Raw genomic sequence first — 7,577 nt, 5'->3', positions numbered from 1 at the left:
TGTTTTCTCAGCCGCTCACGTAATTCCTCGGCTGACTCTTTTATTTTTACTTTGGTGACTCCTGCCATGAACGTCTGCTCATATTTCTGATTTAACTATTTCTATCATGTTTTTCGTGAATTGGTATGAGGTTTAAAATTCGAGGTTTCACATATTCGTGCAACAAGTCTATTTATCACCGTGGTGAAGGAGATTTGTTTAGAGGGGACAGTAATATTACTACTCGTGTCTTCCTTACTGGCTCTGGCAGGATTTGATGATCCTCCTTTTAAAATCAAGGCTGTTTCTACCGAACAATCACAACCTATAAATTATGCAGAGACGTTGCAATGCAACGTCTCTTTAAAAGAAATTGCTATCAGCCTAGACTAACGTGATTTTCCACTATATTGGTGTAATCTGCCACAAAGCAAGGTTGTAGTAATTGGCATCAGCACCAACAACATTAGGGCTTTCAAAACCGCTGGATGCTAACCAACCACCTTCATCACCCCGCTGTCCTTTAATTGGCTCTCCAGTCGAAAACAGATACCGTTTTGTTTCTTGATTTTCAATGAGAAAACTATTACCATTTGGGATGATTTTCCACAAAGCAAGGTTGTAGTAATTGGCATCAGCACCAACAACATTAGGACTTTCAAAGCCGCTGGATGCTAACCAACCACCTTCATCACCCCGCTTCCCTTTAATTGGCTCTCCAGTGGAAAACAGATATCGTTTTGTCTCTTGATTTTCAATAAGAAAACTATCACCACTAGGAATGATCTTCCATACAGCACGATTGTAGTAGTTGGCATCAGTACCAACAACTTTAGGACTTTCAAAGCCGCTGGATGCTAACCAGCCACCTTCATCGCCTCGCTTCCCTTTAATTGGCTCTCCAGTGGAAAACAAATACCTTTTTGTTTCTTGACTTTCAATGAACACAGGTTTGTTTAGTAGCTCATTGAGCTTTGCATCTGTGCTTTGATTTGCAATTTCGGCAACTGTGTCTGCGGCTGATGTCTTCACATTACCGTTAGTAGTAGTTGTTTTTGTAAAATTGCCGTTGCTGTCATAAGCTAAACCAGATACTACATTTCTTTGAGCATCTAATAGTCTGGCCTCATCTCCTGAATCTTTCCAAAGGGATACACCACTACCGCAACTAAACCCGCCTGACTCTGGGTGTATCTCATTGGTGTAAACGCGCACGCTCTGGCCTGGAGCTAATCTTGTTCCTTGAGGGAAAGTGAACGCTTTATTACGTCCTACCCCTGAAGCAATTTGCCAACCAGATACATCTGCGGGTGCCTTGTCTTGATTGGTAATCTCAACATATTCGTCAGATTGAGTTCTCTTGACCTGATTCTTGTAGACAAGATTGGTAATTTCTACCTTCAGAGTTTGCTGAGTCGTCATAATTTTTACTTAAAAGTAATAGTAATACACCAATGAAGACTAACGCACTGACTTATATATGCAGTACTTAAGTATTTAAGGATTTCTTGTATTAAAATATTCTCAATCTTAAAGCCACAATGCAAGGGCAGTTAAGACAGTTAAGAAAATAATTGTAGACAGTTAAGACAGTTAGAAAAAAATTGTCTTAAACTGAAACAAATTTATAGCTAAATGCCTGAGATTAAATAACTATTAACTGAATACTGAAAATAATTAGGACTTGTTGAAGTATAGAATAAAATTCTAGACAAATCATCCCATAACCCTAGATTTGTAAGCTTTGACAATCAGTATCGTGAACAGCTAGTAGAAATTAATTCCATATACTGAGGTGTATCACTAGGAGCATTTGCCAACAGTGTTACTTCACCTTTGTTGTTCACTATCCAACCATTAGCAGGTACATTGACTAATACATCGCTAGTATGGAATTGAGCCTTAGGAACAGAGATTGATGCTCTTTGATTCGTCTCGCCACTAATTTTGGTTAGCCGAGTATCTGACCATACTATATCGCTACTGAGTGCTACATGAGGGCTAGGAGGTAAACCACCACGTCCTGTAACGATAAGCTCACCACCCTCCTTAGCATTAGCAGAACAACCAGAAGCGATCGCCTGTGAAGCATCTACCAAACTTGTAGGTAAATTAACTAAACCACGGCTAGGGTCTACATCTGGAGTATTAATGGTTACATTGCCAGCAAAACCAAATTCTGAACTAGCATCAATATTATTTGCTGTGTCGCCTGGTCTGGCTCTACCTACTTCAAACCCAAAGATATTATTGGCTGTAATGTTAATATTGCCACCTCGACCTATAAAGGCAGTAGCAATAATGTCATTATTTTGTTTGGGAACTGCAACTACAAAACCATTAGAGGCATCGATATTGATATTTCCACCGTTGGCATTGTTGAAAGCTTGAGCAGAAATCAGGCTTTGATTTTGTAAAAACAAAAGTTTTAAGCCTTGTAAAGTGATATTAGCCCCTTCTGCGGCGTTGGTTTCAGCAGTTAAATTACCTCTATTAAGGCGCAGGTCATTAGTTGTAATGGTTAAGTTACCAGCAGCACCAGAACCTACACCATTAACTGTCACGCGTCCTCCATCTCCAACATTGAGTCTAGGGGTTGTAATGTTTAAGTTACCTGCTCTTCCTGATGCTTCAGCTTGAGTAAACAAGGTACTAGGTACAAGAGTAGAACCGATCATTCCTGTACCAATAACCTGAACAAAATCTTTAGCATGTACAGTTAAAGTTCCACCAGGGCCTTCACCAAAAGAACCCGCTCTAATTGCGCCGCCATTTTGAACTACTAACTGTCTAACATTTAATGTGGCAGTTCCGCCTTGACCAGTACCAAAGTTATCTGCTGAAATTCTCGCTCCATTCTCAACAGTGAGTCGCCCAGTCGTAATATTTAAATTGCCGCCATTCTCGGTAGCTCCCCTCTCTGCGGAAACCAGAATATTACTTCTGCTCAAATCGTCTGCTGTCGGTGCAAATCCACTTAAAAGGACGAAATCGCCAGCATTGATGGTGAGATTTCCGCCGCTACCACCACTGCGAGCCGAAGTGGATATCTGCGCTCCTCCTAAAACATTTAACTTCTGCGTCTCAATTATCAACTTTCCACCATCACCTGTGGCTCCTTGTTCAACCTGAGCAAACAAGCCACTAGCTTGCAAATTATCTGGAGTCCTACCTTCAACTCTCACCAAATCAGATGCTATTACTCTTAAATCGCCTGCATCACCTGCACCAAATGTTGAAGTTGAAACTTGCGCTCCATCTTTAAGAATCAAACGTCCAGTTTCAATTGTTAATGTGCCTCCTTGCTGAGTAGCTTCTAAATCAGCTACGGCAAAAAGACCACTAGGAACATTAAAGATTGGCGAGTTACCGGTTATTTCTAATAATTCCGAGGCTCTTACATTTAAATTCATTCCTCGACCTGTACCATAGGTAGTCGTTGAAACTTGCGCTCCTCCTTGAATAATCAAGCGTTTAGTAGCAATTTCTAAACTTCGACCTTCGCCTGTAGCTTCACCCTCAACTTCATTAGACAGACTAGTGAAAAATAAATCTGCTGGATTCCCTACTAGTTCTACTTGCTCGGAAGCATTGATCTGAAGATTTCCCGCCTGACCACCAGTTCCAGCTAAGGAGCTAACTTGACTACCTTCAGTTAGGGAAACTAGCCTTCCCTGAATTTTGATGTCAGCACCCATTAAATCACTAGAACCAATAAAAGCTGCCTGATTTAGAGTAATGTCTTGAAAATTTTGCACACCTGTATAACCTAACATCCAGCCCTTATCTATGGGAGTTAGACTAACTACACTATTACCGGAAACACTACCCAACTCAATTCTTCCTCCCGGTGTGGTTAAGAAGCCTCCTTCTATTGCTATCTCACCACCTACAAGTGCTAAAGTTCTTTCTGCGGATATCTGAAGCCCAATCGGATTGTCATCTAAGTCTAGTGAAGCTGCTTGATTGACAATTCTACCGGGCGTTTGATTAAATATTAGACCTATTGGTCGGCTGATAGTTAGCAGAGGCGTAGTTCCGTTTGTTGTGGTGTTAAATACAGTGCCATCAGCAAAAGCCAATTTACTAGCGGTAGTTGCAATAAAAGAGCCACCAACATCAAGTGAAGCATTGGGGCCAAAAATAATTCCATGAGGATTAAGCAGAAACAAGTTAGCTGTTGGATTAGTGCGAATTAACCCATCAATGTTAGAAATAGAGTTACCTGTGACACGGCTGATGATGTTCTCGACAGTCACAGCGTTATTAAAATAAGCAACGCCACCTGTAGGTACAGAAAACTGCTCAAAGCTATGGAAAAGATTGTTACCTACTCTAGTGCCACCTGTAATTTCACAGTCGATACAATTAGGCAGAACGATAGAGTTCTGAGGTAAAGAGGTATCTGGAATAATCTTTGCTGTAGTTGGTTGAGTAGTTAACAGACATAACAGAAAACCTCCGGTAGAAGCCCAGATTCTGAATGAAGATATATGCATGACTTTGAGCAGCTTTAGCTTTATAGAAATGAATTGTGAGTTGTGCTGTTAATACAACAACCTAAACAGGTGGCGTTGGTCGACTACGGTTTAATTTAAAGTTGTTTCTTTTTCTGCTTGAGCAGCACCCCTATACTCACAGCAGCTAAAGCCCCAAGAGTAGCACTAGGCTCAGGGACAGCATTTGGTATATCTCGCTCAAAACGATTTTGGATGAGAGCGTCGCCTATTCCTAAATCGGTGAAATCATCAAAAACTATTACGGGACGCGCTCTGCCTAAGACATTTTGTTCCAGGATATAAGACAAATTGTTGATAGCTTGATTTTGATCAAATCCAAAGCTGGCAAAGTCTAGGCGATAACTGTACAATGGTTCAGTTTGTCCGGGGCGGATAATACTATATGCAATACTGTCTCGAATACCTCCAAGTGCAGATTCAAACAGTTGATCTTGTTCAATAAATTCTGCCCGTAAATCTGCATCGAATGAAATAAATCCAGCATAAGGAATGAAAGGGTAATCTGGATTTAAAATCGGGAACCCAGAAGCATCTAAAACATAACGACCTGTACCGCTATAACTAGAAGGGCAATTAGGCTGGTTAGCTTCACGGTCAGGGTTAAGACAAACTTCTCCCACCCCTTCTACATAGTCTTGTATAGCTCCTTGAAATAGACCTACTCTTAAGCTACTGGCACTATCAGTTATTTCACTACCATTCCTAGCCGTATCAACTAAATTGAATTGAGCATCCACACCTTGCTCGTTTTCGCCTGTTTGAGAGTATGTATTAGCTCTAAGTCTTCTTTGTGCTGCGGCTGGTTCTACAAAACTTAGAATTACAGGAACTACTGTCAAGCTAATAGCAAACATTAACTTGATTATTGCCATGTTTTATTTACCTACCTGTACCTTGAAAAATGAGTGAACAAGAATAAGTCGCCACAGTTAAATTCCCGACTATGTAGACAAAATGAATCTATCCTTCGGTAACAATTTGCCGAAAGCTAACTACATATAAGTCTGCTAGCGATGTAGACTTTGTTTACATCGCTTGGAATTCTATGCTGAGGTAATTTGTCGAAGCGTGATACACCCAAATAAGTTTGTTTACTGCTGTTTTTTGAGAAAATTTTACTGTGATATGGACAGTAGCGATGTTCTCTGGCAGAAATACTACAACGTAATGATATCTAAATTACAATATTTACGGATTTTTTGCGGAAAATTTATAAAAATCTTACATTTTTCAACAGTGTTTTCCCCTAATCAATGCAAGTGCTTGGTATTATCTGGTCACTAATTCATCAAATTTTATTATTTATACAATGTAGCGATTGAAATATAGAAAAACATTATTAGTTAGAAGTGATCAGTTTGGATAAAAATAAAAAAGCTATGTCTAGTTTAGAGGAAGCGATCGCCTGTCCTGTTTGTTATAAAACTCTCACCATCGCACCACAAGATTGCAATCAGTGCCACAATTACTTTCGTAATGAATTAGCAAAACTACCCTCTTCTTCACTAGATTTAACTCCTGCACGAGTCAAGGGTGAGATTGAAGAAACTGCCAATGCAAAACCTCTACGCACAGAATTATTTCGCTTACCAATCATTTCCTTTTTATACGAGCGTATCCTACCGCCAATTTGGGCGATGGGGTTACGTAATTTGGGCGGGATTGATATTGAATTTCAGCAGTGTGTGGAATTTTTTGGTCAAAACTTAAAAGTTGTAGCGGATATTAGTTGTGGTACAGGCATCATTGCCCGACGCTTGGCATTATTGCAGCAATATGAGCAAATTATTGCACTAGATTACTCAGAGGCAATGTTAGGTAAACTACAACAGCAAATACAATTAGAGGGCATATTACCTTCCCAAATAACCATCATCCGTGGCGATATCGCCGCCTTACCTTTCGCCGCAAATTCTCTAGATGCGGTTTACAGTGGCGCGGCTATGCACTGCTGGCCTGATGCTACACGAGGAATTCGCAATATTTATCAAGCATTGCGTAGTGGTGGTAAGTTGTTTGCAACTACATTCTTGCAACCATTACCTAGCATAGTCTTTCGCTTCTTTACTCCAAATGAGTTGCAGCAGATTGCGATCGCCGCAGGTTTTCATCCAGACTGTGTACAGGTGGAAACTCGCGGAGTATATGCAATTATCCGTTGTATTAAGTAAGTCAAATCCCAATCGATAACATTAGACCTTCATAGGCTAGTACAGCTTGGTCACAGTCAGATTGAACGTCTTTTTGCACTCGGTCGAGAAAATCATCATCGTCGTCTGGATGATGATGAGAAATAACTAACTTTTGCACAGCAGCACTTTGGGCTAATTCTACAGCCGCTTGCCAGTGTAAATCAGAAGATTCGTGGTTGTTGGCTGTCGGTGGACTGTAAGTAGCATTAGCAATCAGCAAATCAACACCTTTGACCAGCTGTAAAATCTGCTCTTGATCAATAGGATCAGCATTTTTAGTTAAGTCAGTGATGTAGGCAATACTTTTGTTTTGCCAGGAAACACGGTAGCCAACAGAACGCTGAGTTTGATTAATCACAGATGTGGCAATGGTGACATCATCTAGCTGCACCTCGTTACCTGGAAGCAAATTATAAAACTGTAATTCTGACTGCATCACCTGGAGGGGATAGGGAAAGTGCGGCTGTAGCATTTGGTCGCAGAGGCATTGTTTAATAGAGGCACTATTAGACGCAGCCGAACCGTAAATATGGAAGCGGTTTTCTGGGACAAATGCTGGTGCAAAAAAAGGAAACCCTTGAATGCGATTGGATTGGGAATTGGTAAAAAATAAATATGCTTCTATGGGTTGTTGCAGTTGTCGTAAATATTTACCGAGTGTGCGTAAACCAGTACCACCATCAAAAATTAAGCGTTTACCTGCTACTTGTATTTCTACACAAGCAGTGTTCCCGCCATAGCGATTGGCATTACTGGCTGGGGTGGCAATTAAACCCCTAACACCCCAAAATTGCACAAAAAATTCACCCGCTGAACTAATAGGAGACGTAGTTGCGGTTTCAGTTACGGAGCTTTGGGAATCCGACGGCGCAAGATTTGACATTTT

General features: G+C 40.7%; 5 protein-coding genes. 1 reads left to right on the top strand and 4 read right to left on the bottom strand.

Annotation, left to right across the window (positions count from 1 at the left end):
- Positions 1-384: 384 nt before the first annotated feature.
- The 3 genes from IQ244_RS21440 to IQ244_RS21430 all read right to left on the bottom strand — a co-directional run bounded on the left by IQ244_RS21440 (position 385) and on the right by IQ244_RS21430 (position 5,371).
- Positions 385-1,401 (bottom strand): lamin tail domain-containing protein, encoded by a 1,017-nt coding sequence (locus IQ244_RS21440; protein ID WP_193897829.1) that lies wholly within the window; start codon positions 1,399-1,401, stop codon positions 385-387.
- Between the two features lie 329 nt (positions 1,402-1,730).
- A complete protein-coding gene (locus tag IQ244_RS21435; RefSeq protein WP_193897827.1) occupies positions 1,731-4,478 on the bottom strand; it encodes a beta strand repeat-containing protein in 2,748 nt (915 codons plus the stop codon).
- Positions 4,479-4,573: 95 nt separating this feature from the next.
- The gene (locus tag IQ244_RS21430; RefSeq protein ID WP_193897825.1) at positions 4,574-5,371 is read right to left on the bottom strand and encodes a PEP-CTERM sorting domain-containing protein; all 798 of its coding nucleotides are present in this window, start codon (positions 5,369-5,371) and stop codon (positions 4,574-4,576) included.
- 507 nt (positions 5,372-5,878) lie between these two features.
- Between IQ244_RS21430 and IQ244_RS21425 the strand changes: the two genes are divergently transcribed.
- The gene (locus IQ244_RS21425; RefSeq protein WP_193897823.1) at positions 5,879-6,670 is read left to right on the top strand and encodes a class I SAM-dependent methyltransferase; all 792 of its coding nucleotides are present in this window, start codon (positions 5,879-5,881) and stop codon (positions 6,668-6,670) included.
- A 1-nt stretch (position 6,671) separates the two neighbouring features.
- On the opposite strand, the gene IQ244_RS21420 is transcribed toward IQ244_RS21425, so the two are convergent.
- Positions 6,672-7,574 carry an MBL fold metallo-hydrolase gene (locus IQ244_RS21420; RefSeq protein ID WP_193897821.1) on the bottom strand — a complete coding sequence of 301 codons (903 nt, stop codon included), beginning with the start codon at positions 7,572-7,574 and terminating at the stop codon, positions 6,672-6,674.
- Between the last annotated feature and the right edge of the window lie 3 nt (positions 7,575-7,577).

The sequence above is a fragment of the Nostoc sp. LEGE 06077 genome (assembly GCF_015207705.1).
Taxonomy (GTDB): domain Bacteria; phylum Cyanobacteriota; class Cyanobacteriia; order Cyanobacteriales; family Nostocaceae; genus Nostoc_B.
Note: the sequence above shows the minus strand (reverse complement) of the source record. Positions and strands in the feature narration are given on the sequence as shown.

Bases quoted from the DNA above. Each gene is read 5' to 3' on its own strand.
- IQ244_RS21440 (WP_193897829.1), bottom strand. From the start codon at position 1,401: ATGACGACTCAGCAAACTCTGAAGGTAGAAATTACCAATCTTGTCTAC.
- IQ244_RS21435 (WP_193897827.1), bottom strand. From the start codon at position 4,478: ATGCATATATCTTCATTCAGAATCTGGGCTTCTACCGGAGGTTTTCTG.
- IQ244_RS21430 (WP_193897825.1), bottom strand. From the start codon at position 5,371: ATGGCAATAATCAAGTTAATGTTTGCTATTAGCTTGACAGTAGTTCCT.
- IQ244_RS21425 (WP_193897823.1), top strand. From the start codon at position 5,879: ATGTCTAGTTTAGAGGAAGCGATCGCCTGTCCTGTTTGTTATAAAACT.
- IQ244_RS21420 (WP_193897821.1), bottom strand. From the start codon at position 7,574: ATGTCAAATCTTGCGCCGTCGGATTCCCAAAGCTCCGTAACTGAAACC.